The sequence below is a fragment of the Streptomyces sp. NPDC001406 genome, from assembly GCF_042895285.1.
GTDB lineage: Bacteria > Actinomycetota > Actinomycetes > Streptomycetales > Streptomycetaceae > Streptomyces.
Map to the genome: position 1 here is coordinate 329,126 of NZ_JBIAWG010000010.1, position 22,524 is coordinate 351,649.

At 69.8% G+C, this 22,524-nt stretch carries 19 protein-coding genes, 1 tRNA gene and 1 riboswitch; of the genes, 13 read left to right on the forward strand and 7 right to left on the reverse strand.

What is annotated here, in order from left to right; all coding sequences use genetic code 11:
* Positions 1 to 36 precede the first annotated feature (36 nt).
* The 9 genes from ACFY1J_RS25560 to ACFY1J_RS25600 all read left to right on the forward strand — a co-directional run bounded on the left by ACFY1J_RS25560 (position 37) and on the right by ACFY1J_RS25600 (position 10,615).
* Positions 37 to 1,317, forward strand: a complete 1,281-nt coding sequence (locus ACFY1J_RS25560; RefSeq protein WP_390709922.1) for a cytochrome P450 — start codon at positions 37 to 39, stop codon at positions 1,315 to 1,317.
* Positions 1,318 to 1,498: 181 nt separating this feature from the next.
* Positions 1,499 to 2,485 (forward strand): transglycosylase family protein, encoded by a 987-nt coding sequence (locus tag ACFY1J_RS25565; protein WP_390731997.1) that lies wholly within the window; start codon positions 1,499 to 1,501, stop codon positions 2,483 to 2,485.
* A gap of 183 nt (positions 2,486 to 2,668) precedes the next feature.
* A riboswitch (cyclic di-AMP (ydaO/yuaA leader) is annotated at positions 2,669 to 2,837 on the forward strand.
* A gap of 4 nt (positions 2,838 to 2,841) precedes the next feature.
* On the forward strand, positions 2,842 to 3,504 hold the full coding sequence (locus ACFY1J_RS25570; protein WP_390709924.1) for a transglycosylase family protein: 663 nt from the start codon (positions 2,842 to 2,844) through the stop codon (positions 3,502 to 3,504).
* 280 nt (positions 3,505 to 3,784) lie between these two features.
* Positions 3,785 to 5,092, forward strand: coding sequence for a phosphopyruvate hydratase (gene eno, locus ACFY1J_RS25575; RefSeq protein WP_390710008.1), 1,308 nt, complete (start codon positions 3,785 to 3,787; stop codon positions 5,090 to 5,092).
* A 98-nt stretch (positions 5,093 to 5,190) separates the two neighbouring features.
* The gene (locus ACFY1J_RS25580; RefSeq protein ID WP_390709925.1) at positions 5,191 to 5,667 is read left to right on the forward strand and encodes a septum formation initiator family protein; all 477 of its coding nucleotides are present in this window, start codon (positions 5,191 to 5,193) and stop codon (positions 5,665 to 5,667) included.
* A 67-nt stretch (positions 5,668 to 5,734) separates the two neighbouring features.
* The gene (locus ACFY1J_RS25585; protein ID WP_363300264.1) at positions 5,735 to 6,265 is read left to right on the forward strand and encodes a DUF501 domain-containing protein; all 531 of its coding nucleotides are present in this window, start codon (positions 5,735 to 5,737) and stop codon (positions 6,263 to 6,265) included.
* Positions 6,262 to 7,203 (forward strand): exopolyphosphatase, encoded by a 942-nt coding sequence (locus ACFY1J_RS25590; protein ID WP_390709926.1) that lies wholly within the window; start codon positions 6,262 to 6,264, stop codon positions 7,201 to 7,203. Before ACFY1J_RS25585 ends, ACFY1J_RS25590 begins: the two co-directional genes overlap by 4 nt.
* Before the next feature lie 468 nt (positions 7,204 to 7,671).
* Positions 7,672 to 9,051: an NAD(P)/FAD-dependent oxidoreductase gene (locus ACFY1J_RS25595; protein ID WP_390709927.1), complete on the forward strand. Its 1,380-nt coding sequence runs from the start codon at positions 7,672 to 7,674 to the stop codon at positions 9,049 to 9,051.
* Between the two features lie 271 nt (positions 9,052 to 9,322).
* Positions 9,323 to 10,615 (forward strand): class I SAM-dependent methyltransferase, encoded by a 1,293-nt coding sequence (locus ACFY1J_RS25600; protein WP_390709928.1) that lies wholly within the window; start codon positions 9,323 to 9,325, stop codon positions 10,613 to 10,615.
* A gap of 70 nt (positions 10,616 to 10,685) precedes the next feature.
* Here the strand turns inward: ACFY1J_RS25600 and ACFY1J_RS25605 are convergent, their stop codons facing one another.
* The gene (locus ACFY1J_RS25605) at positions 10,686 to 13,214 is read right to left on the reverse strand and encodes an ABC transporter permease (RefSeq protein ID WP_390709929.1); all 2,529 of its coding nucleotides are present in this window, start codon (positions 13,212 to 13,214) and stop codon (positions 10,686 to 10,688) included.
* 32 nt (positions 13,215 to 13,246) lie between these two features.
* Positions 13,247 to 14,017, reverse strand: coding sequence for an ABC transporter ATP-binding protein (locus ACFY1J_RS25610; protein ID WP_390709930.1), 771 nt, complete (start codon positions 14,015 to 14,017; stop codon positions 13,247 to 13,249).
* Positions 14,018 to 14,427: 410 nt separating this feature from the next.
* On the opposite strand from ACFY1J_RS25610, the gene ACFY1J_RS25615 reads away from it, so the two are divergent.
* A tRNA-Leu gene (locus ACFY1J_RS25615) sits at positions 14,428 to 14,510 on the forward strand.
* Between the two features lie 353 nt (positions 14,511 to 14,863).
* On the forward strand, positions 14,864 to 15,748 hold the full coding sequence (locus ACFY1J_RS25620) for a Bax inhibitor-1/YccA family protein (RefSeq protein WP_390709931.1): 885 nt from the start codon (positions 14,864 to 14,866) through the stop codon (positions 15,746 to 15,748).
* A gap of 85 nt (positions 15,749 to 15,833) precedes the next feature.
* On the opposite strand, the gene ACFY1J_RS25625 is transcribed toward ACFY1J_RS25620, so the two are convergent.
* Complete coding sequence (locus ACFY1J_RS25625) at positions 15,834 to 16,064, reverse strand: DUF4287 domain-containing protein (protein ID WP_316748890.1); 231 nt, start codon at positions 16,062 to 16,064, stop codon at positions 15,834 to 15,836.
* Positions 16,065 to 16,165: 101 nt separating this feature from the next.
* On the opposite strand from ACFY1J_RS25625, the gene ACFY1J_RS25630 reads away from it, so the two are divergent.
* The gene (locus ACFY1J_RS25630; RefSeq protein ID WP_263209552.1) at positions 16,166 to 16,477 is read left to right on the forward strand and encodes a hypothetical protein; all 312 of its coding nucleotides are present in this window, start codon (positions 16,166 to 16,168) and stop codon (positions 16,475 to 16,477) included.
* A gap of 42 nt (positions 16,478 to 16,519) precedes the next feature.
* On the opposite strand, the gene ACFY1J_RS25635 is transcribed toward ACFY1J_RS25630, so the two are convergent.
* From ACFY1J_RS25635 to ACFY1J_RS25645, 3 genes are all read right to left on the reverse strand, one after another.
* On the reverse strand, positions 16,520 to 17,314 hold the full coding sequence (locus ACFY1J_RS25635; protein ID WP_390710009.1) for a hypothetical protein: 795 nt from the start codon (positions 17,312 to 17,314) through the stop codon (positions 16,520 to 16,522).
* Between the two features lie 293 nt (positions 17,315 to 17,607).
* A complete protein-coding gene (locus ACFY1J_RS25640) occupies positions 17,608 to 18,828 on the reverse strand; it encodes an acetyl-CoA C-acetyltransferase (RefSeq protein ID WP_390731998.1) in 1,221 nt (406 codons plus the stop codon).
* Positions 18,829 to 19,011: 183 nt separating this feature from the next.
* Positions 19,012 to 20,097: an SGNH/GDSL hydrolase family protein gene (locus ACFY1J_RS25645; RefSeq protein ID WP_390731999.1), complete on the reverse strand. Its 1,086-nt coding sequence runs from the start codon at positions 20,095 to 20,097 to the stop codon at positions 19,012 to 19,014.
* A 148-nt stretch (positions 20,098 to 20,245) separates the two neighbouring features.
* Between ACFY1J_RS25645 and ACFY1J_RS25650 the strand changes: the two genes are divergently transcribed.
* Positions 20,246 to 21,637 carry a cystathionine beta-synthase gene (locus ACFY1J_RS25650; protein WP_390709934.1) on the forward strand — a complete coding sequence of 464 codons (1,392 nt, stop codon included), beginning with the start codon at positions 20,246 to 20,248 and terminating at the stop codon, positions 21,635 to 21,637.
* 432 nt (positions 21,638 to 22,069) lie between these two features.
* Here the strand turns inward: ACFY1J_RS25650 and ACFY1J_RS25655 are convergent, their stop codons facing one another.
* Positions 22,070 to 22,483: a hypothetical protein gene (locus ACFY1J_RS25655; RefSeq protein WP_390732000.1), complete on the reverse strand. Its 414-nt coding sequence runs from the start codon at positions 22,481 to 22,483 to the stop codon at positions 22,070 to 22,072.
* Positions 22,484 to 22,524: the final 41 nt, after the last annotated feature.

A 22,524-nucleotide genomic window follows, 5' to 3' on the forward strand; every position in this document is an offset into this window, starting at 1 on the left:
CGCGGCATCCGCCGGAAAGCCGGATACCGTCGAGGAGTGACCAACCAGCCCCACCCTCCGAACCCCAGCCCCGCCGCCCCCGACCTGTTCAGCTGGGAGTTCGCCAGTAACCCCTACCCGGCCTATGCCTGGCTCCGCGAGCACGCCCCCGTGCACCGGACGAAACTCCCGAGCGGTGTCGAGGCCTGGCTGGTCACCCGGTACACCGATGCCAAGCAGGCGCTGGCCGACCAGCGGCTCTCGAAGAACCCCGCGCATCACGACGAGCCCGCGCACGCCAAGGGCAAGACCGGTATCCCCGGTGAGCGCAAGGCGGAGCTGATGACGCATCTGCTCAACATCGACCCGCCGGACCACACCCGGCTGCGCCGCCTGGTCAGCAAGGCGTTCACGCCCCGCCGGGTCGCCGAATTCGGCTCGCGCGTACAGGAACTGACAGACCGGCTCATCGACGGGTTCGCGGCCGAGGGGTCCGCCGACCTCATCCACGAGTTCGCCTTTCCCCTCCCCATCTACGCCATCTGCGACCTGCTCGGCGTTCCGCGCGAGGACCAGGACGACTTCCGGGACTGGGCGGGGATGATGATCCGGCACGGGGGAGGGCCGCGGGGCGGGGTCGCGCGGTCGGTCAAGAAGATGCGGGGCTATCTCGCCGAGCTCATCCACAAGAAGCGTGAGGCCCTGCCCGACAGCCCCGCTCTGGGCGAGGACCTCATCTCCGGGCTGATCCGCGCCTCGGACCACGGCGAGCACCTCACCGAGAACGAGGCCGCCGCGATGGCCTTCATCCTGCTGTTCGCCGGGTTCGAGACGACCGTCAACCTCATCGGCAACGGCACCTACGCCCTGCTCACCCATCCCGACCAGCGGCACCGTCTGCAGGCGTCCCTCGCCCGCCGGGAACGGGACCTCCTGGAGACCGGTGTCGAGGAACTCCTGCGCTACGACGGCCCGGTCGAACTGGCCACCTGGCGGTTCGCCACCGAGCCGCTCACCATCGGCGGGCAGGACATCGCACCCGGCGACCCCGTCCTGGTGGTGCTCGCCGCCGCCGACCGGGACCCGGAGCGGTTCGCCGACCCGGACGTCCTCGACCTCGGCCGACGTGACAACCAACACCTTGGATACGGCCACGGCATCCACTACTGCCTGGGTGCCCCGCTCGCCCGGCTGGAGGGCCAGACCGCGCTCGCCACCCTCCTCACCCGCCTCCCGGACCTCCGACTCGCGGTGGATCCGGCCGATTTGCGGTGGCGTGGCGGGCTCATCATGCGTGGATTGCGCACTTTGCCCGTGGAGTTCACGCCCGTCCGGTAAGTGAGGGAAGCGCGGCCTGTCGTGCCCCAAACCTGATGAATGCTCAACTCTGTGATCTTCACGTGATCTACGCGGCATTAACTTGTGACAAGTGATCGTCAGTGGATACGTTCACTAGGCAGCGCGGTACGTCGGCTTTCTGTGCCGCGCCGGTCATCGCTGTCGCACGAAAGGCTTCCGCATGCTCTCCGGGAACGGTCGTCACCGTCGCCCCCGTCAGGCTCCGGCCCTCCTCGTCGCGGCCGGAGTGACCGGCTCCGCCATCGCCATCCCGCTCCTCGGGGCCGCGAGCGCCAACGCGGCCGACGGCACCACTTGGGACAAGGTGGCCGAGTGTGAGAGCGGTGGCTCCTGGAGCGCCGACTCCGGCAACGGGTACTACGGCGGTCTGCAGATGTCGCAGGACGACTGGGACAAGTACGGCGGCCTCGCGTACGCCTCCAGCCCGGACGAGGCCAGCCGTTCGCAGCAGATAGCCGTCGCGGAGAAGATTCTCGCCGACCAGGGCACCAAGCCCTGGGCCACCTGTGCCCTGCTCTCCGGGCTCACCGCGAGCTCCGGGTCGGTCGATGTCGACACCGGTGTCTCGGCATCCGATTCACCCGGTTCCTCTGATTCTTCAGACTCCTCTGATTCGTCCGACTCATCCGATTCGCACTCGGAGTCGGACTCCTCGGGGAAGGCTTCCCCCTCGGCGAACGCCGACAAGGAGAACGGGGCGAAGGGCAAGGGTGAGGGTAAGAGCGAGGGCAAGGGTGAAGATTCCGCCCAGTCGGACAAGTCGGAATCCGAAGGCTCGGGCAACTCGCAGGGGAGCGGTGGCGCGCCCACGGAAGTTCCCAAAACGGATGACTCTGACAACTCGTGGCAAAGCGGGGGATCTTGGAGTCTGGTCGACACCGGCGCGATCGGGGGCGGCCGTCATCGCGGGGGCAATGCGGACGAAAGCGCAGCAAGCGGGCAGGGCTCGGCCTCGGCGGGTCGTCACGCCTCGCGCACCTACACGGTTCGCGACGGCGACACTCTCGCGTCCATCGCCGACTCCCTCGACGTCGACGGCGGATGGCGTGCGCTCTATGCCGCCAACAAGGCCGCAATCGGCACCGACCCGAACGACATCACCCCCGGTCAGACCCTGGACGTCGCTACCGAAACCGGTGAAAAGTAGCGGGAGTTGACGTCCCGCTTTCACGCCTAATGTCCGGTTTGGTGAAAGTGTGGGATGAGTCTCAGAAGCCCTGATCGTCTTTGGAATTCCCCGGATCGCGTGTCTACGGTCGAGTCCGCTCGTCACCACGAGCCCCGGCTGTCGCAACGCCGAGTCCTGCCAGCGGCCGCACGGGAACAGTCGTCGCGTCACGCGCCGTAGGCAGGAGCGGGGGACCCAAGGTAAGTGCCGCGCCGGACAGTTGAGCCGGAGCGGCTAGGGGTGGAGCCACGCCTCCCAGCGGAGGTGTGGCCGGGCAACTCAACCGGCCCGAACCCGACAGCTCACCTCGCAGGCGTCGGTGAGGGGATCCATCCATGCTGTTTTCCGCCCAGGGCAAGCACCGTCGTCCCTCGAAGGCCAGGGTCACCCGTGCCATCGCGCTCGCCGGTGTCGCCGGCGCCGCCGTCGTCGCCCCGCTGATGGCCTCCGGCACCGCCTCGGCCGCCACCGCCTCCGAGTGGGACGCCGTCGCCAAGTGCGAGTCCGGCGGCAACTGGTCCATCAACACCGGCAACGGCTACTACGGCGGTCTGCAGTTCTCCGCCTCGACGTGGTCCGCCTACGGCGGCTCGAAGTACGCCGGCACCGCCGACAAGGCCACCAAGGCGCAGCAGATAGAGATCGCCGAGAAGGTCCTCGCCGCCCAGGGCAAGGGTGCCTGGCCGGTCTGCGGCACGGGCCTGTCCAGCGCCCCCTACAGCGGCGCCGCGGCGAGCACCGCCCCCCGGTCGACCGAGAAGCCGGCCGCCTCCCGCTCCGCCGAGCGCCCGGCCGCGGCCAAGACCGTCACCACCCCGACCGGCAAGAAGGTCAAGAAGGGCGACGGCGAGTACAAGGTCGTCAAGGGCGACACCCTCGGCTCGATCGCCCAGAAGCACAAGGTCAAGGGCGGCTGGCAGAAGCTGTTCAAGCTGAACAAGAACATCGTCCAGGACGCGGACCTCATCTACCCGGGCCAGCAGCTCCACCTGAAGTGATCCGCGGCCGGTAGCCCGGCTGCAAGAACCACAGCCGCCCCCCGTCCCCACGGTCTCCCCGCCCCGGTGCGTATTCCCCCGTACGCGCCGGGGCGGGGCTTGTTCATGGGGCGCTGTGTTCGAGCCGTTCTCCACCCCGCCTTTGTTTCGAGCCGGAACAATGGGTACGGTCGGACCCTGTCCACGGGACGGTCGGTCGGTGGCCGATGCCCCCGGGACGGTTAGGCTCTAGTCGCAAGGCACCCAGCCCCGCACTTCCAGCGTCACATCCATGAAGGAGATGCTCGTGCCGTCCATCGACGTCGTCGTAGCCCGGGAAATCCTGGACTCCCGAGGCAACCCCACGGTCGAGGTCGAGGTCGGCCTCGACGACGGCAGCACGGGTCGTGCCGCCGTTCCGTCCGGCGCCTCCACCGGCGCCTTCGAGGCCATCGAGCTCCGCGACGGCGACCCGAACCGCTACCTGGGCAAGGGCGTCGAGAAGGCCGTCCTCGCCGTGATCGAGCAGATCGGCCCGGAGCTGGTCGGCTACGACGCCACCGAGCAGCGCCTGATCGACCAGGCGATGTTCGACCTGGACGCCACCGACAACAAGGGCTCGCTCGGCGCCAACGCCATCCTCGGCGTCTCCCTCGCCGTCGCCCACGCCGCCTCCGAGGCCAGCGACCTCCCCCTCTTCCGCTACCTGGGCGGCCCGAACGCGCACCTGCTGCCGGTGCCGATGATGAACATCCTGAACGGCGGCTCGCACGCCGACTCCAACGTGGACATCCAGGAGTTCATGATCGCCCCGATCGGCGCGGAGTCCTTCTCCGAGGCGCTGCGCTGGGGCGCCGAGGTCTACCACACCCTGAAGAAGGTCCTGAAGAGCAAGGGCCTGGCCACCGGCCTGGGCGACGAGGGCGGCTTCGCCCCGAACCTCGGCTCCAACCGTGAGGCCCTCGACCTCATCCTGGAGGCCATCAAGCAGGCCGGGTACGTCCCCGGCGAGCAGATCGCGCTCGCGCTCGATGTCGCCGCGTCCGAGTTCTACAAGGACGGCAAGTACGAGTTCGAGGGCAAGTCCCGCTCGGCCGCCGAGATGACGGAGTACTACGAGGAGCTCGTGGCGGCCTACCCGCTCGTCTCCATCGAGGACCCGCTGTTCGAGGACGACTGGGCCGGCTGGAAGGTCCTGACCGACAAGCTCGGCGACAAGGTCCAGATCGTCGGCGACGACCTGTTCGTCACCAACCCGGAGCGCCTGGCCCGCGGCATCGAGGAGGGCACCGCCAACGCCCTGCTCGTGAAGGTGAACCAGATCGGTTCGCTGACCGAGACCCTGGACGCCGTCGAGATGGCCCAGCGCAACGGCTTCAAGTGCATGATGTCCCACCGCTCCGGCGAGACCGAGGACGTCACCATCGCCGACCTGGCCGTCGCCACCAACTGCGGCCAGATCAAGACCGGCGCCCCGGCCCGCTCCGAGCGCGTCGCCAAGTACAACCAGCTGCTGCGCATCGAGGAGATCCTCGACGACGCGGCGGTGTACGCCGGCCGCAGCGCCTTCCCGCGCTTCCGGGGCGGCGTGGAGATCTCCAAGGGCTGAGCCCGGTAAGGGCAAGGCTTAGCCAGTCGTACGTACGTCCCCGTACCCGGTCCCGTACCGTGTCCGGGGACGTACGCACGTATGAGGGAGGCGGGGACATGGCCGCGAAGGACCGGGACCGGTTCTCCACCGCGACCAGACTGCGACTGCTCGGCGAGCAGACGGCGGCCCGGGTCTACCGCTCCCAGACCAAGCGGCAGGCCCGCAGATCCCGGCTCACCGGCCGGGCCGCGCTGCTCGCCCTGGTGCTGTGCACGATGGTGGTGGCCCTGGCCTATCCGATGCGGCAGTACGTCTCCCAGCGCGCCGAGATCGCCAATCTGGAGCGGCAGCGGCAGCGGGCCCAGGAACGGGTCGAGCAACTGCGCGACCTCAAGGCGCGCTGGCAGGACGACTCCTTCGCCGAGCAGCAGATCCGCCGGCGGCTGCACTATGTGATGCCGGGGGAGACCGGTTACGTCGTGATCGACCCCGGTGCGGCCAAGCAGGCGCACGCTTATCTGGGGGCGGCCGACCGTCCCTGGTACGCCAACGTCTGGGACGGGGTCGACAAGTCCGACGCCTTCGACCAGTGAGCCGGCGGCGCACCGACGACGCCGGACAGTGAACCGACAGCCAGAGAAAGACAGCCTGAAGACAGTCATGGAAACGCCCCCGCCGCCCACTCCGCGCACCGAGCCCACCGACGCGGACGTCGAGGCCTTCAAGCAGCAGCTCGGGCGTCCGCCGCGCGGGCTGCGGGCGATCGCGCACCGGTGCCCCTGCGGTCAGCCGGACGTCGTGGAGACGGCTCCGCGCCTGCCCGACGGCACGCCCTTCCCCACGCTGTACTACCTGACGTGCCCGAAGGCCTCCTCCGCCATCGGCACCCTGGAGGCGAACGGCGTCATGAAGGAGATGACGGAGCGGCTACAGACGGACCCGGAGCTGGCCGCCGCCTACCGTGCCGCGCACGAGGACTACATCCGGCGCCGGGACGAGATCGAGGTGCTGACGGGCTTCCCGAGCGCCGGCGGCATGCCGGACCGGGTGAAGTGCCTGCACGTGCTGGTCGCCCACTCGCTGGCCGCCGGGCCGGGGGTGAACCCCCTCGGCGACGAGGCGCTCGCGATGCTGCCCGAGTGGTGGATGAAGGGGGCCTGTGTGACGGTCCCGAAGGAGGAGGACCAGTGACCCGGGTCGCCGCGATCGACTGCGGTACGAACTCCATCCGGCTGCTGGTCGCCGACGCGGACCCGGAGACGGGTGAACTGGTCGACCTGGACCGCCGGATGACCATCGTGCGGCTCGGCCAGGGCGTCGACCGCACCGGACGGCTCGCTCCCCAGGCGCTGGAGCGGACCTTCGCCGCCTGCCGCGAGTACGCGGCGGTCATCAAGGAGCACGGCGCCGAGCGGCTGCGGTTCGTGGCCACCTCCGCCTCCCGGGACGCCGAGAACCGCGACGAGTTCGTCCGGGGCGTCCTCGACATCCTCGGCGTCGAACCGGAGGTCATCTCGGGCGACCAGGAGGCCGAGTTCTCCTTCACCGGCGCCACGAAGGAACTCACCGGCCGCGACGACCTCACCAGGCCCTACTTGGTGGTGGACATCGGCGGCGGCTCCACCGAACTGGTCGTCGGCGACGACCACGTGGGGGCCGCGCGGTCCGTGGACGTGGGCTGTGTGCGGATGACCGAGCGTCACCTGGTGCACGAGGGCGTCGTCAGCGACCCGCCCACCGCGGAGCGGATCGCCGCCATGAGGGCCGACATCGAGGCCGCCCTCGACCTCGCCGAGGAGACGGTCCCGCTGCGCGAGGCGCACACGCTCGTCGGCCTCGCCGGCTCGGTCACGACGGTGTCGGCGATCGCGCAGGAGCTGCCGGAGTACGACTCCGCCCGCATCCACCACTCCCGCGTCTCCCACGACCGGGTCCGGGAGATCACCGAGTGGCTGCTGCGCTCCACCCATGCCGAGCGGGCCCGGATCCCGTCCATGCACCCGGGCCGGGTCGACGTGATCGGCGCCGGGGCCCTCGTACTGCTGGCGATCATGGAGCGGATCGGCGCCGAGGAGGTCGTGGTGAGCGAGCACGACATCCTCGACGGCATCGCGTGGTCGGTGGCGTAGGCCCGTCCTTGCGGGGTGGTCCGGGTCTCTTTTCTTACTGGTCAGTAGCTCTCTGCTGAGCAGTTCGCGTAGCGTATGAGCGCGTTCCGGGGGCGGTGACACACCCCTGCGGGGCGCCCTCCCGAGAAAGTTCGTGAAGTTCTTCACAAGGAATTCGGCCCTGTCGAGGGGCCGAAGGTCCTTCATTGAGCCGTACGAGGGTTCAGCGGCCCTCGGAGCGCACTTGAGAGGGCGTCACGGAGGCGCTCGGCGACGGTGTCGCCGGAGGGTCGCGCAGGGGTCTCACAGGCCCTCCGAACGGACGGAGAGGCAGCTCACGCGGCATTGACAACAGGTCGTCAGGCACAGTGGTTCCGGCTTGTCGACATGACCTGTGTCACGCGGGTCGCGGAGTGTAGCACGCACCCTCAAGAAGCTTGTGAAGGGGCGCACGAGCGGCCCCCTAGGGGCGGGTGGATACTCGATGGCATGAGCACCACGGAGCGTCCCAGGATCCTCGTAGTAGGCGGTGGGTACGTAGGCCTGTACGCAGCTCGGCGCATTCTCAAGAAGATGCGCTACGGCGAGGCGACCGTCACGGTCGTCGACCCCCGGTCGTACATGACCTACCAGCCCTTCCTGCCCGAAGCCGCCGCCGGCAACATCTCCCCTCGCCACGTCGTCGTCCCGCTGCGACGCGTGCTGCCGAAGGCGGAGGTGCTCACCGGCCGGGTCACCACCATCGACCAGGACCGCAAGGTCGCGACGGTCGCACCCTTGGTCGGCGAGGCGTACGAACTGCCCTTCGACTACCTGGTGATCGCGCTCGGCGCGGTCTCCCGCACCTTCCCGATCCCCGGCCTTGCCGAGCAGGGCATCGGCATGAAGGGCATCGAGGAGTCCATCGGCCTGCGCAACCACGTCCTCGAGCAGCTCGACAAGGCCGACTCCACGACCGACGAGGAGATCCGCCGCAAGGCGCTCACCTTCGTCTTCATCGGCGGTGGCTTCGCCGGTGCGGAGACCATCGGTGAGGTCGAGGACATGGCCCGGGACGCGGCCAAGTACTACAAGAACGTGTCCCGTGAGGACATGCGCTTCATCCTCGTCGACGCCGCCGACAAGATCCTTCCCGAGGTCGGGCCGAAGCTCGGCCAGTACGGCAAGGAGCACCTGGAGAGCCGCGGTGTGGAGATCTACCTCTCCACCTCCATGGACTCCTGCGTCGACGGCCACGTCGTCCTGAAGAACGGCCTCGAGGTCGACTCCAACACGATCGTCTGGACGGCCGGCGTCAAGCCGAACCCGGCGCTCGCCCGCTTCGGCCTGCCGCTCGGTCCGCGCGGTCACGTCGACTGCGCGCCGACGCTCCAGGTCCAGGGCACGGACTACATCTGGGCCGCGGGCGACAACGCCCAGGTGCCGGACGTCGCCGCCCGCAAGGCCGGTGTCGAGAACGCCTGGTGCCCGCCCAACGCCCAGCACGCGCTGCGCCAGGCCAAGGCGCTCGGCGACAACGTGATCTCCGGTATGCGGGGCTTCCCGCAGAAGGACTACTCGCACGCCAACAAGGGCGCGGTGGCCGGTCTCGGTCTCCACAAGGGCGTTGCGATGATCGTCATGGGCAAGACGAAGATCAAGCTCAAGGGCCGGCTGGCCTGGTACATGCACCGTGGCTACCACGGTCTGGCCATGCCGACCTGGAACCGCAAGATCCGCATCTTCGCCGACTGGACCCTCGGCATGTTCCTCAAGCGCGAGGTCGTGTCGCTGGGCGCCATGCAGAACCCGCGCGAGGAGTTCTTCGAGGCCGCCAAGCCGGCGCCGGTCGCCGCCGCGAAGACCGGGGAGAAGGCCAAGGCCTCCTGACCCCAGGGGCCTTTTGCCCCAGGTCACCGAAGTGCCCGAAGGGGCCGCCCGCCATCCGTGGTGCGGGCGGCCCCTTCGGCATGCACGGCGGCGGATGCCCCCGTGCCGGGGCCGGCCGTGCCGCTTCGTGGCGTGGCGTCGGTGTGATGGTTCGGGGAGCGTGTCGGCACAGGCCGGGTGAAGGGGAATGACGTCGGCGTGGACGGTCGTTCACCGGGAGACCGGGTGGAGACCGGAACCAATGGGCCGATACCTTTCACGGAGGTGCGCCATGGCCGACGCCGCGTCGCGGCTGACGAGTCTCGCCGAGCAGCTGCTGGGAGAACCGCTCCCCGTACGGATCCGCGCCTGGGACGGCTCGCAGTCCGGCCCGCCGGGCGCCCCGACCCTGGTCGTCCGCAATCGCCGCGCCCTGCGCCGCATGCTGTGGAAGCCGGGCGAACTGGGCCTGGCCCGGGCCTGGGTGGCCGGCGACCTGGAGATCGAGGGCGATCTCTACACCGCCCTCGACGCGATGTCCGCACTGGTGTGGGAGCGCGCGGAGGGCTCCAGGACCCTCCTGCAGACGCTGCGCGACCCGGACGTCCGGGCGGCCGCCGTCCGGCTGCTGAGGCTCGCCGGGCCCCCGCTGCCGCCCGCCCCGCCCCGGGAGGAGGTCCGCCGCACCACCCACCGTCTGCACACCCGGCGCAGCGACCGACGCGCCATCAGCCACCACTACGACGTCGGCAATGACTTCTACGAGCTCGTCCTCGGCCCCTCCATGGTGTACTCCTGCGCCTACTGGGAGGACGCCGGCACCCTTGAGTCCGCCCAGCGCGACAAGCTCGAACTCGTCTCCCGAAAGCTCGGCCTGACACCGGGGCAGCGGCTCCTCGACGTCGGCTGCGGCTGGGGCTCGATGGCCATGCACGCGGCCCATGAGCACGGCGTGAGCGTCGTCGGCGTCACCCTGTCCCAGGAGCAGGCCGCGTACGCCCGCAAACGCGTCGCCGACCAGGGTCTCACCGACCGGATCGAGATCCGGGTGCAGGACTACCGGGACGTCGCCGACGGCCCGTACGACGCGATCTCCTCCATCGGCATGGCCGAACACGTGGGCGCGGAGCGCTACTTCGAGTACGCCACCAATCTGTACGGCCTGCTGAAACCGGGCGGCCGGCTGCTCAACCACCAGATCGCCCGCCGCCCGCAGCGCGACGAGTCGTCGTACCACCCGGACCCGTTCATCGACGCCTATGTCTTCCCCGACGGCGAGCTCGCCCCGCTCGGCTCCACCGTCACCCAGCTGGAGCGCGCCGGGTTCGAGGTGCGCGACGTGGAGTCGATCCGCGAGCACTACGCCCTCACCCTCCGCCGCTGGGTCGCCGCTCTGGACGCCGGCTGGGACCGCGCGGTACGGCTCACCAGCCCCGGTCGCGCCCGTGTCTGGCGCCTGTACATGGCGGCCTGCGCCCTCGCCTTCGAACGCAATCGCATCGGCGTCAACCAGGTCCTGGCGGTGCGCACACCCGAGTCGGGGACGTCCGGGATGCCGTTGCGTGCGCGCGTGTGGAGTGCGTGAGGTCCACATGAGAGAGGGGCCCCGCTCCGTCTCCGGAGGGGGCCCCTCGGTAGTGATGAGTACTACACCGCTACTCCGCCTTGATCGCCGCCAGCATGTTCAGGCGGGCCGCCCGCCGGGCCGGCCACAGCGCGGCCAGGACGCCGACCGCCCCGGCCAGCAGGAGGAAGAGGCCCATCCGGGCCCACGGCAGGACCAGCTCGTACGTCGCCATCTTCGTGCCGAGCAGCTCACCGGCCGCCCAGCCGAAGAACACCCCGAGCCCGATGCCCAGCACCCCGCCGAACAGGGAGATGACCAGGGACTCCAGACGGACCATCCGCTTGACGGCCTTGCGGTCCAGGCCGATCGCGCGGAGCATGCCGATCTCCTGGGAGCGTTCGAAGACCGACATCGCCAGGGTGTTGATGACACCGAGGACCGCGACGATCACCGCCATGGCCAGCAGGCCGTAGACCATGTTCAGGATCAGCGTGAACATCTGTGCGATCGAGTTGGACAGGTCCTTCTTGTCCTGGACCTTGATCGCCGGGTTGGTGCCGAGGGCCTTCTCCAGCTTGTCCTTCGTTGCGCTCGACGCACCGTCCGCCGTCTTCAGCATGACCTGCATGTCCGCCGGGTCGCTCACGTGCGGGGAGAGGGCCGTGTTGTCGAGCATGATCCCGTGGATCATCTCGTTGCCCTCGTAGATCCCGGCGACCGTCAGCTTCTGCTGCTTGCCGTCCTCGTAGTGGACGGTGAAGCTCGAACCGGCCTTCCAGCCGTAGGACTTGGCGCGCTCGTCGTCGACGACGACCTGGGAGCCGCCCACCTTGAAGGTGCCGCTGTCGACCTTCAGATCGGTCAGCTCGCCGATCGCGGAGCCGTTGACGCCCGTCAGGAACTCGGTCTCGCCGTCGATGCGCGCGGGCGCGTTGCGCAGCGGGCTGATGGCGGTCACGCCGTCGGTGGCGGCGAGCTTGCGGGCCACCTTGGGGGAGAGCTCGTTGCCGTTCGCCATCGAGACCACGTAGTCCGCGCGCAGCGCCGAACTGGCCATCTTGTCGATGGACTTCTGCAGGCTGCCCGCCATCACTGTCATACCGGTGATCAGGGTCAGGCCGATCATCAGTGCCGAGGCCGTGGCGGCCGTACGGCGCGGGTTGCGGACCGAGTTCTGGCGGGCGAGCTTGCCCGAGACGCCGAACACGCGCAACAGCGGGGCGGCCGCGGCGATCAGCGGGCGGGACAGGAGGGGGGTGAGGACGAACACGCCGATGATCAGGAGGACCGCGCCGAGAGCCATGGGCGCCTCGCCGTCCGAGCCGTCCATCGTCGTGGCCGCCAGGACCACCGCCACACCGGCCGCCGAGAACAGGGCGCCGATCGTGTTGCGCAGCACCAGCGACTTGGTGGTCGCCTTGGCGTGGACGCTGTTCATCGCGGCCACCGGCGGGATCTTCGCGGCCCGGCGGCCCGGCAGCCACGCCGCCAGCATGGTGATGACGATGCCGACCGCGAGGGCGGCCGCGACCGTGCCCGGCGAGACGACCAGCGGCCCGTCCGGGACGGTCGCCCCGATCGAACCCATCAGGGAGCGCAGTCCGGCGCCGATGCCTATGCCCGCGACCAGACCGGTCACACCGGCCACCGTGCCCACCACGAAGGCCTCGATCAGTACCGACCGGGTGACCTGCCGGCGCGAGGCGCCGACCGCCCGCATCAGGGCGAGTTCCCTGGTGCGCTGGGCGACCAGCATGGTGAAGGTGTTGGCGATGATGAACGTGCCGACGAACAGCGCGATGCCCGCGAACACCAGCAGCATCTGACGCAGGCCGCTCATGCCGTCCGAGATCTGCCGCGCCTGGTCGTCGGCGAGCGTCTTGCCGGTGGTGGTCTCGACGAGCTTGGCCGGCAGCGCCTTGTCCAGTGCGGACTTGAGCGCGCTCTGGCTGGTGCCCGGCTTCGCCCGGACGTCGATCTCGTCGAACGAGCCCTTCTTGCCGAACAGGTGCTGCGCGGTCGCGGTGTCGAAGAGCGCGAGGCTGCCGCCCGCGGCGACATTGCCGTCGTCGGTGGTGAAGATGCCGGTGATCTTCGGCGTGAGCACGGGGCCGTCGACCGAGATGCGCACGGTGTCGCCGACCTTGTAGCCGGCGCGCTCGGCGGTCCTGGAGTCGATCAGCACCTGGCCCTTGCCGCTCGGGGCGTGGCCGTCGACGAGCGGGTACCGGGTGTCCTCGGTGCCCCAGTAGTTGCCGCCCTGCGACTGCCAGCCGCCGCCGATCAGCTTGCCGTCCTTGTCGGCCATGGCGGTGAACCCGTTGACGACGCCGATCGCGGAGGCCGCCCCCGGCACCGCGGCGCTCCTGTCGAGCAGCGCCCGGGTGAGCTCGGGGGTCTTGCCGATGGTGTTGCCCTTGTCGTCCTGGGCCTTCGGCGTCACGGCGACGTCGACCTGGTCGAAGCCCTTGGCGGAGCTCTTCTGGTAGGCGTTTGAGATGGTGTTGGTGAAGACCAGGGTCCCCGAGACGAACGCGACGCCGAGCATCACGGCGAGCACGGTCATGAGGAGCCGGGCCTTGTGCGCGAATACGTTGCGCAAGGCGGTGCGGAGCATGGGTTCTCTTCGATCCGTGGTGTGGTCGGCGGTCAGCTGGTGCGGCCCTTGGCGTCGAATCGCTTCATGCGGTCGAGCACCGAGTCCGCCGTCGGGCCGTGCATCTCGTCGACGATCCGGCCGTCCGCGAGGAACACCACCCGGTCCGCGTAGGCAGCGGCCACCGGGTCGTGGGTCACCATCACCACCGTCTGGCCCAGCTCCCGGACGGAGTTGCGCAGGAAGCCCAGCACCTCGGCGCCGGAGCGCGAGTCGAGGTTTCCGGTCGGCTCGTCGCCGAAGATGATGTCGGGCTTGGCGGCCAGGGCACGGGCGACGGCGACGCGCTGCTGCTGGCCGCCGGACAGCTGGGACGGGCGGTGGCCGAGCCGGTCCGCCAGGCCGACCATGCGGATCACCTGGTCGAGCCACTGCTTGTCCGGCTTACGGCCCGCGATGTCCATCGGCAGGGTGATGTTCTCCGCGGCCGTCAGCGTCGGCAGCAGGTTGAACGCCTGGAAGATGAACCCGATCTTGTCCCGGCGCAGCTTGGTCAGCTGTTTGTCCTTCAGCGAGCCGAGCTCGGTGTCGCCGATGCGCACGGACCCGGAGGAGAACGTGTCCAGACCGGCCACACAGTGCATCAGCGTCGACTTGCCGGACCCGGACGGCCCCATGATCGCGGTGAACTCGGCCTGGCGGAACTCGACGGAGACCCGGTCGAGGGCGACCACCTGGGTCTCGCCCTGTCCGTAGACCTTCGACAGATCCGTGGCGCGCGCGGCCACTGTGGTGGTCCGGTCGGCGATGGGTGTGGTGGTCACGGAAGGGCACTCCTGTCGGGACGGCGGTGTTCGTCGGTACTGATCCATCGTCCCGGCCGTCCACCGCCGAGTAGTCACCCGCTGTTCCCGTTCCAGAGACAGACTCCGGTCGGACCGGAGGACGTCGTGTCATACCTGGGGATGACGCCGGACCCCGAGTCGGGGACAGGGAGACGTCGGGGGAGACGTCAAGAACGGGTGGAGCCCCCTCGTTCGGACGGTGAAATTCCGTCATTCCGTGTACGCGCACATCCACCGCACGTAACGCTATTGGCAAGTGCGGATGGCCCGTACCGGGGGCTGATGCTCCCTCAGACGTCAATAAAATAAGACAACATCGGGTCAGCCCTACCGCTGTTCGGGGGATGTATCCCGATAGGCTCGGGCCCTCGAAGCGGAGCCCATGGCCTGCCCGGATGGTGGAAAGCAGACACGGCGAGCTTAAACCTCGCTGCCCCTCGCGGGCGTACCGGTTCAAGTCCGGTTCCGGGCACTTCCCGCGCCTGCTGACGGCGCCACGGGATCACCGCCTCCCGGTCGCAGCCACCACACGTCGTCGTGGCCGCGGCCGAGGAGCACCATCTGTCTCTCGGCGCCAGGGGATGCGACGACGCTGCCGTACCGGGCCCCCGGGGCCACCCCGTTCGGCCGACTGGTTTCCGGTCGGTTCCGGGCAGGTAGCGGGTTGGTCATGGGATGGGGCCCTCCGTGGCCGGGAATGAGGCACCCGCGTAGCGTGTTGGCGTGCACGGCGAGGGAAAGATCCTCCCCAAGAACTAGGGCCAGTCCTTTGCCAACCTATTACTCTTGAGCCAAGGCCACGCAGGGTGGCCATGGAGGAGTGAAATGAGGAGCAGTAACCCGGTCTTCTCGCGACGGGGGTTCAGCCGCGACAACGGCTACGCGGGCTTCAACACCGCGCCGCAGGCCGGGTACGCACAGGGCAACCCCTATGCCCAGGGCAACCCGTACGCCCAGGGCGGCAACCCCTACGCGCAGAACCCTTACGCCCAGCAGGACCAGCAGTACGGCGCCCCGCCGCAGGCCCCGGTCACCACCGGCCGGATGACGATGGACGACGTCGTCATGCGCTCGGCCATGACGCTCGGCACGGTCGCCGTCGGCGCCGTCCTCGCGTGGGCGGTGCTGCCGGTCTCGGCGACCAGCTACGGCCTGGCGTTCGTCTCCGCCATCATCGCGATGGTGCTGGCGCTCGTGCAGAGCTTCAAGCGCACCCCCTCGCCCGCGCTGATCCTGGGATACGCCGCCTTCGAGGGCGTCTTCCTCGGCGTGATCAGCGAGATGTACAACAGCCAGTGGAGCGGCGCCCCGTTCCAGGCGGTGCTCGGCACCATGGCGGTCACTGCCGCGACCCTGCTGGTCTACAAGGCCGGCTGGATCCGCGTCACGGCGCGCTACGCCCGTATCGGCATGTCGATCGCCATCGCGTTCGTGCTGGTCATGGCGGTGAACCTGCTGCTGGTCGCGTTCGGTGTCGCCTCCGACGGCGGTCTGCGCAGCTTCGGCCCGCTGGGCGCGATCGTGGGCATCATCGCCATCCTGCTCGGCGCCTTCTTCCTGACCCTCGACTTCAAGCAGATCGAGGACGGCATCGCCTACGGCGCGCCGCGCCAGGAGGCCTGGCTGGCCGCGTTCGGCCTGACCCTGACCCTCGTGTGGATCTACGTGGAGATGCTGCGGCTGGTGGCCATCTTCAGCAGCAACGACTAGCGCGCGGCGCGGCGCCGAGGTGCCGCGGTGACAGGGAAGGGCCCCGGGTGCATCCGGGGCCCTTCGTCGTATGCGTGGTGCGCGCCTAGAGCAGTTTGCGCGCGGCCCTCCTCAGGTCGTATTCGTGAACGATTGCCTTGGCGTGGCCGTACGCGAGGTTGTGCTCGTGGCGGAGCCAGCTGACCTTCTCCTCGAAGCGGAAGAGAGCGGGGCCTTCCTCGACGGCGCGAAGCCAGTCCGAGACTTCACGGCCGGTGCAGTGGGGGATGCGGGCGAGCAGATTGCGATGGGTCTCCTCGGAGAAGACTTGGGACATCGGCGCCTCCGGACGCATTCGATGAAGCCGGTCCTTCACGTCACCGTGCCTGAGCGTTGGCGTATTGGCAACAGTCCAGGTGCGACGCGTAGTCTCGCGGCGTGGTTGACACGACACCTCTGACCCGAGCCGTGGATCACTTCGCCGACCGGCTGCGGGCCGCGCCACAGAGCCGCCTCCAGCGGAGTGCCGCCGCCGAAGCGCTGGCGCTGGCCAGGGACTTGGCACTGCGCGCCCAGCGGATCGAGGATCCCTCGGGGGAGCCTAGAGAGATGCCGGACGCGGGCATGTTCGCGGTCGCCGACCAGATCACCGTGGCCGTGCACGACTTGGCACTCGTGCTGAAAACCGACGCCGAGGTGGAGGAGGCGGTGACGTTGGTCGAGGAGGCACAGAAACGCGCCGGGGTCTGAGCGACCTCCGGCGCGGGGGCGGCGAGCCGCCGTGGCCGTCGACTACAGGGACGCGATGACCCGGTCGGCGAGGATGTAGACGTTGTCCTCGCCGCACGCGAACGTCAGCGTGTACGCGCCCGAGATCCCCGAGCCGCCGAGGAGGTACGGGTTCTCGCCCGCGCGCAGGGCGGCCGCGAGGCGCTCCGCCGTCTCACGGTGGCCCGGCGTCATGCACAGGGTCGTGCCGTCGGCGAAGACATAGACGTCGAGGGTGCCCAGCGGGCCCGGGCGGACGTCGGTCAGCTCGACCCGGCACTCGGCCAGCTGCTCCAGGGCGATGACCGTGCGCTCGTGGTCGTTCACGACGGGCGACTGCACCGGTACGAAGTCGGGGTGCGAGGGGTGGCGGCGGCGGGCCGCGGCCAGTTCCGGGGAGTCTGCCGCGAACTCGTCGGCGTCGGTGGTCGGCTCGGTCACCGGCTCCAGCGGCTCCAGGCCCACGAAGTCGGCCTGCCGGGGCAGGAACAGCTCGGTGTCCGCCAGAGTGTCGGCCAGACCGAGCAGGGAAGGCGCGTCGGAGGCGTCACGGGACTCCTGTGCGGCCCAGAACGCACGCGCCTCGGCGAGCTCCCGCTCCCGCTCCTCGGCGAGGGCCTCGGCCACCGCGGCGCGTATCTCCTCGGTGTCGGCCGTGGTGCGGGCGGCGGGCAGCAGGGCGCGCGTCGCGGCCGCCTGGCTCTCGGCGAGCTGGGACTGCAGGGCCGCGACCTGGCGGCGCAGCACCAGCACGGTGCGCAGGACGGCGACGCCCACGGCACCGGTGGCGGCCGTGGTGAGCAGCAGGGCGAGGGGCATGGCGCTCACTGACGTACTCCCTGGTTCAAAGTCGACCCCCGACTTCCTACATCAGCTTGAAGGGTGGACTAACCAGCTGTCAGTGCGTAACGTCACGAATCGGACAGGGGCTTGGCCCTGGGTTTTGCCCGTACAGCCGCTCTGACCTGCGTTGATATCTCCACTGAGGGAGATAGGTCACATCCTGGGGGAGATTGGATCACAAATCGACCCGGCGTTCGAATTAGGATCGAACGCCGGGCCGAAAGGTCACGCTGGGTCCCGCGCCGGTCACCGTGCGGGACCCGACCGGATCAGCTGAGGCGCTCTATCACCATCGCCATGCCCTGGCCGCCGCCGACGCACATCGTCTCCAGACCGAACTGCTTGTCGTGGAACTGGAGGGAATTGATGAGCGTGCCGGTGATGCGGGCGCCGGTCATGCCGAAGGGGTGGCCGACGGCGATGGCGCCGCCGTTGACGTTCAGCTTGTCGAGGTCGATGCCGAGGTCCCGGTAGGAGGGGATCACCTGGGCGGCGAAGGCCTCGTTGATCTCGACCAGGTCGATGTCGTCGATGGTCAGGCCGGCGCGGCGCAGCGCCTGCTGGGAGGCCTCGACCGGACCGAGTCCCATGATCTCGGGGGACAGGCCGGAGACACCGGTCGACACGATGCGGGCGAGCGGGGTCAGGCCCAGCTCGCGGGCCTTGGTGTCGCTCATGATGACGACCGCGGCGGCGCCGTCGTTCAGCGGGCAGCAGTTGGCGGCGGTGACCATGCCGTCGGGGCGGAAGACCGGCTTGAGGCCCGCCACGCCCTCCAGGGTGACGCCGGCGCGCGGGCCGTCGTCCTTGCTGACCACCGTGCCGTCCGGGAGGGTCACCGGGGTGATCTCGCGCTCCCAGAAGCCGTTCTTGATGGCCTCTTCGGCGAGGTTCTGCGAGCGGACGCCGAACTCGTCCATGTCCTGGCGGGTGACGCCCTTCCAGCGGGCGAGGTTCTCCGCGGTCTGGCCCATGGCGATGTAGGCGTCGGGGACGAGGCCGTCCTCGCGCGGGTCGTGCCAGGTCGTGCCCTCCTGCTCGGCGACCGCGGCGGTACGGGCCTCGGCCTCGGCGAAGAAGGGGTTGTGCGTGTCCGGCAGGCTGTCGGAGTTGCCCTTGACGAACCGCGAGACCGTCTCGACACCGGCCGAGATGAAGACGTCGCCCTCGCCGGCCTTGATGGCGTGCAGGGCCATGCGGGAGGTCTGCAGGGACGAGGAGCAGTAACGGGTGATGGTGCAGCCCGGCAGGTGGTCCATGCCCATCTGCACGGCGACCACGCGGCCGAGGTTGTTGCCCTGCTCGCCGCCGGGAAGGCCGCAGCCGAGCATCAGGTCTTCGATGTCCCGCGGGTCCAGCTCGGGAACCTTCGCGAGGGCCGCCTGGATGATGGTGGCGGTGAGGTCGTCCGGGCGCAGGTCCTTGAGGGAGCCCTTGAAGGCGCGGCCGATCGGGGAACGGGCGGTCGAGACGATGACGGCTTCGGGCATCACGGCTCCATTGACTTACGGGGGATTGGCGGCTGGTTGGGAAGTTACCCGTACGTATGGTCCGGGTCACGTGTGGAGCGGTGTGACCCTGGCCGCAATTGTCTAAGCGCTTGCTTGGCGCCCCGGCCGTCCCGGGGCGCCCACAGCGCCCGTCCCGGGGCGCCCACAGCGCTCACACTCCGCCTATACCCACCCGCTCCCCGACTCGGTCGGCTGGGGCGCGGGTTCCTGGGAGGCGGATTCCGGCACGGAAGACTCCGCCGGGGCGGGCGCCGCCTCCGGTACGCGCCGCCGCCTGCGGCGCTTGAGCAGTGCCCACGGGCCCCGGGGGCCGGTCGGCATCGCCGCCGTGACCTCCGTGCCCGCCTCCGAGGCGGCCTCGGCCGCGGCGCGGGCGACCGGCAGGAACCCCTCGCGCCGGGAGACGTCCGGCCGCTCCTCCTCCGCCGGCCACAGGCCCAGGGTCGCGCAGACGGTCGGCAGTACCGCCATCGCCGCCGTGGCGTACCCCTCCGCGGAGGGGTGGTAGTTGTCGGGGCCGAAGAGCTCGCGCGGGTTCGCCGCGAACTCGGGGCCCAGCAGATCGCCGAGGGACACCGTGCGGCCCCCCTGTTCCACCACGCCGATCGTCTGGGCCGCCGCCAGCTGCCGCGAGGCCCGCCGGGCCAGCCAGCGCAGCGGCTGCTGCACCGGTTCGATCGTGCCCAGGTCCGGACAGGTGCCGACGACGACCTCGGCGCCGGCCGTGCGCAGCCGCCGTACCGCCGCCGACAGATGGCGCACGGAGCGGGTCGGCGGCATCCGGTGCGTCACGTCGTTCGCGCCGATCATGATCACGCAGACGTCCGGGATCGGAAAGGGCGAGGACAGCACCAGGGCCACCTGGCGGTCCAGGTCGTCGGACTGGGCCCCGGGCAGGGCGACGTTGCGCAGGTCCACCGGCCGCTCCGCCACCGCCGCCAGCCCGTGGGCCAGCAGCGCGCCCGGCGTCTGGCCCGCCCGGTGCACGCCCTGGCCCGCCGCCGTGGAGTCGCCGAGCAGCGTCAGCCGCAGCGGCGGTTCGCCGGGGATGTCATAGGAGTCGCCGTACAGGCCGTCGGCCACCGGCACATGGTTGCTCGTGCCGTTGCCCACCCGGCTCCTGGCCATCCGCACCTCGGCCAGCAGCAGGCCGACGGCGGCCGCGCCGACCAGCCCGACCCCGCCGCCGCCGTACGCCGCACCGGCCGCGATCCGCCGGGCCACCCTCGCCCTCGACATGCTCGTCATGCGTCGCCGCCACCTCCTCGTAGCCGTACATCCACTCATTGCCCCGTACCGGCCGTCGGCCAATCTCAACAGGGAGTGAACGCCCTTCCCGGGCCGTAGGCTGGCGGAACAATCACGACCATTTTTTTGAAAGCGACCGGAGACAACGGTGCGATTCCACGACTCGATGATCAGCCTCGTCGGCAACACCCCGCTGGTGAAGCTCAACAGCGTGACCAAGGGCATCCGGGCGACGGTCCTGGCCAAGGTGGAGTACTTCAACCCGGGCGGTTCCGTGAAGGACCGCATCGCCCTGCGCATGATCGAGGCCGCCGAGGAGAGCGGGGAGCTCAAGCCAGGTGGCACGATCGTGGAGCCGACCAGCGGAAACACGGGTGTCGGGCTGGCGATCGTGGCCCAGCAGAAGGGCTACAAGTGCATCTTCGTGTGCCCCGACAAGGTGAGCACCGACAAGATCAACGTCCTGCGCGCGTACGGCGCCGAGGTCGTCGTCTGCCCGACCGCCGTGGCCCCCGAGCACCCGGACTCGTACTACAACGTGTCGGACCGGCTGGTGCGCGAGACGCCCGGCGCCTGGAAGCCCGACCAGTACTCCAACCCCAACAACCCCCTTTCGCACTATCACTCGACCGGCCCCGAGCTGTGGGAGCAGACGGAGGGGAAGATCACCCACTTCGTGGCGGGCGTCGGCACCGGCGGCACCATCTCCGGCACCGGCCGCTATCTGAAGGACGTCAGCGACGGCCGGGTGCAGGTCGTCGGCGCCGACCCCGAGGGCTCCGTCTACTCCGGCGGCTCCGGGCGGCCGTACCTGGTCGAGGGCGTCGGTGAGGACTTCTGGCCGACGGCCTACGACCGGACCGTCGCGGACGAGATCGTCGCCGTGTCCGACAAGGACTCCTTCCAGATGACCCGGCGCCTGGCCAAGGAGGAGGGCCTGCTGGTCGGCGGCTCCTGCGGCATGGCCGTGGTCGCCGCCCTGCGCGTCGCCGAGCGGCTGGGCCCGGACGACGTCGTGGTCGTCCTGCTGCCCGACAGCGGCCGCGGCTACCTCAGCAAGATCTTCAACGACGAGTGGATGGCCGACTACGGCTTCCTGGAGGACGAGGGCCCCAGCGCCCGCGTCGCCGACGTCCTCAACGACAAGGAGGGCGGCTCCATCCCGTCCCTCGTCCACATGCACCCGGAGGAGACCGTCGGCCAGGCCATCGAGGTGCTGCGCGAGTACGGCGTCTCGCAGATGCCGGTCGTGAAGCCGGGCGCCGGTCACCCGGACGTGATGGCCGCCGAGGTCGTCGGGTCGGTCGTGGAGCGGGAGCTGCTCGACGCGCTGTTCAACAAGCGGGCCTCGCTCGACGACCCGCTGGAGAAGCACATGGGCGCCCCGCTGCCCCAGGTCGGCTCCGGCGAGCCGGTCGCGGACCTGATGTCCGTGCTCGGTGAGGCGGACGCGGCGATCGTCCTCGTCGAGGGCAAGCCGACCGGTGTGGTCAGCCGGCAGGACCTGCTGGCCTTCCTCGCCAAGGGCGGGAAGCAGTAGCCAACGTGCGGTGAACTGCCCGTTGCGGCGCCGAACTTGCGGTGTCGCGTCCGGATGGTGGACTTCGCGGAAGTGGTACGAGCGCGTCACGTGCGCGCAGCACCCGCTTAACACGGGTCCGGCACATTAGTGGGTGTCGGCAGGGCGGGAGCGGCTCCCCGCCCAGGCCGGCGCCGAACGGCGCCAAGGACCTCCGGAGCGGCTCCCGGACCTCCATGGACGCCACGGACGCGCAGCCCGGCCCTGACCCGGCCCGCGTCCCTCGCGGGGACCGCCGTCGTCCCGCCCCCCGGCAACGGGGGTGCGGCGGTCCCCGCGCACCCCCCCTTTGCGGCTAAGCCGCCGCCGCTCTCGCGGAGGTGGTTGCTCGGCGTCGTGGTTCCTCAATTATTGGTTGCGGCCGTCGTCGCTTTTCAACTGCCGGGCAATGCCTCAGTGCTCCCGGTCCGGGCGGCGGAACAGACCGGGATTGAGACGGACGGCCTGGACCACGTTGACGCCGACGATGCCGATCCAGGCGGCGATGAGACCGGGCAGGTGTCCGATGCCGCCGCCGATCGCGGACAGCGGGATCGCCAGCACCAGCGAGACGATGGCGAAGCCGAAGCGCTCGCCCCATGAGTCCGTTCCCCTCGGGGACCTGGCCCCGCGGGCGACCTGCATCTGCTGCTCGGCGAGCTGCCTGCGCAGCCGGCGCTCGACCGCGGCGTCGATCCGCTGGTCGACCTTCTCCAGGAAGGAGTCGACCAGCGCCGGCTCGTACTCCTCGCCGAGTTCCCTGCGGGCCCGCAAAGTGGCGTCGAGTTCCTTCTTCAGGTCGGCGTCCTGCGCTTCCATTCCCGTCATACGGGCCACGTTAGGGAGCCGGGTCCCGAGCCGCACTGGGG

Excerpts from the sequence above, each read along its gene's own strand:
- ACFY1J_RS25565 (WP_390731997.1), top strand. The coding sequence starts at position 1,499 with ATGCTCTCCGGGAACGGTCGTCACCGTCGCCCCCGTCAGGCTCCGGCC.
- ACFY1J_RS25570 (WP_390709924.1), top strand. The coding sequence starts at position 2,842 with ATGCTGTTTTCCGCCCAGGGCAAGCACCGTCGTCCCTCGAAGGCCAGG.
- eno (WP_390710008.1), top strand. The coding sequence starts at position 3,785 with ATGCTCGTGCCGTCCATCGACGTCGTCGTAGCCCGGGAAATCCTGGAC.
- ACFY1J_RS25580 (WP_390709925.1), top strand. The coding sequence starts at position 5,191 with ATGGCCGCGAAGGACCGGGACCGGTTCTCCACCGCGACCAGACTGCGA.
- ACFY1J_RS25585 (WP_363300264.1), top strand. The coding sequence starts at position 5,735 with ATGGAAACGCCCCCGCCGCCCACTCCGCGCACCGAGCCCACCGACGCG.
- ACFY1J_RS25595 (WP_390709927.1), top strand. The coding sequence starts at position 7,672 with ATGAGCACCACGGAGCGTCCCAGGATCCTCGTAGTAGGCGGTGGGTAC.
- ACFY1J_RS25600 (WP_390709928.1), top strand. The coding sequence starts at position 9,323 with ATGGCCGACGCCGCGTCGCGGCTGACGAGTCTCGCCGAGCAGCTGCTG.
- ACFY1J_RS25605 (WP_390709929.1), bottom strand. The coding sequence starts at position 13,214 with ATGCTCCGCACCGCCTTGCGCAACGTATTCGCGCACAAGGCCCGGCTC.
- ACFY1J_RS25620 (WP_390709931.1), top strand. The coding sequence starts at position 14,864 with ATGAGGAGCAGTAACCCGGTCTTCTCGCGACGGGGGTTCAGCCGCGAC.
- ACFY1J_RS25625 (WP_316748890.1), bottom strand. The coding sequence starts at position 16,064 with ATGTCCCAAGTCTTCTCCGAGGAGACCCATCGCAATCTGCTCGCCCGC.
- ACFY1J_RS25635 (WP_390710009.1), bottom strand. The coding sequence starts at position 17,314 with ATGCCCCTCGCCCTGCTGCTCACCACGGCCGCCACCGGTGCCGTGGGC.
- ACFY1J_RS25640 (WP_390731998.1), bottom strand. The coding sequence starts at position 18,828 with ATGCCCGAAGCCGTCATCGTCTCGACCGCCCGTTCCCCGATCGGCCGC.
- ACFY1J_RS25645 (WP_390731999.1), bottom strand. The coding sequence starts at position 20,097 with ATGACGAGCATGTCGAGGGCGAGGGTGGCCCGGCGGATCGCGGCCGGT.
- ACFY1J_RS25655 (WP_390732000.1), bottom strand. The coding sequence starts at position 22,483 with ATGACGGGAATGGAAGCGCAGGACGCCGACCTGAAGAAGGAACTCGAC.